1 protein-coding gene is annotated in these 975 nt (G+C 47.0%); it reads right to left on the minus strand.

The window, feature by feature from the left end; translation table 11 throughout:
* Nucleotides 1–65: 65 nt before the first annotated feature.
* The gene (locus tag R8N47_RS23870) at nucleotides 66–923 is read right to left on the minus strand and encodes a DMT family transporter (protein WP_005491704.1); all 858 of its coding nucleotides are present in this window, start codon (nucleotides 921–923) and stop codon (nucleotides 66–68) included.
* Nucleotides 924–975: the final 52 nt, after the last annotated feature.

The following is a 975-nucleotide window of genomic DNA, read 5'->3' on the forward strand; positions in this document are numbered from 1 at the left end:
GATTTTGATTGGTTGTGTCATAGGGTGTTCCTCATTTCCTTTCCTGAAAATATAGAACTCAAAAGCTAGATTTTTCTTTCAACTAACTTTGTCTTTTTTGCTTCCCAGTGCGTGATGAATGCAATCGACGCCACAATAATCGCAGCGCCTAGCCACAAACGACCAGGAGGCACCCATCCAAAGACCATCCATCCAGCCAGCACATTTAAAGGCAGTTTAGCGTGATCGAAGGGTTGAACGAAGGAAGCGTCCGCAACTGCGTAAGCTTTCACAATCGCCCATTGCGCTAATGCTGTTAGTGCACCAGCAAAAAGAAGGATCAGCCAAATAGTCCAGTCACTAGGCATGGTAAAGCTTGGTATCGCTAGCACAATATTGAAAGGCGTGATCAGTAACAACAAGTAAACCACCATGGTAGACGGTGGATCGTTTACCGACATCTTTTTCACCATCAAAGAATACGCCGCCCAAAAGAAGGCCGCCCCAACAGGCAGTAGAGTTGCCCAAGTGAAGGAGTCTGACCACGGCTCTAAGATGATCATGGCACCGATAAAGCCAGTTAGTGTGGCAAGCCAGCGTGCGGTGCCCACTTTCTCTTTCAAGATAAGCCCTGAGCCTACGGTCGCAAACAGCGGAGAAGTCATTAGCAGCGCAATGCCTTGCCAAATCGGAACAGGGTAAGCGAGCGCCCAAAGCCACAGTTGGATACCGATAACAGAGAGAAAAATACGAAAAGCGTGCCAGCCAAAATGTTGAGTTCTCAAAGAGCGTCGAATGCCTAGCGTTCTTAGATAAGGAAGAATAACGAACAACGCGATCGCGTATTGAAACAATGCAAAAGTGGTGGAAGACACACCAAAGTGGATGCTTGCGATTTGGGCAAAGCTATTCACGATGGCGAATGCCAATCCTGCAGTTAGCATCCAAGAAGCACCTTGAACAGGATGATGATTCAATTGAATATTTCCGGTTTGA

Source organism: Vibrio sp. 2132-1 (assembly GCF_033344315.1).

What these genes read in the sequence shown, in the direction of transcription:
- R8N47_RS23870 (WP_005491704.1), bottom strand. Translation starts at nt 923, where the DNA reads ATGCTAACTGCAGGATTGGCATTCGCCATCGTGAATAGCTTTGCCCAA.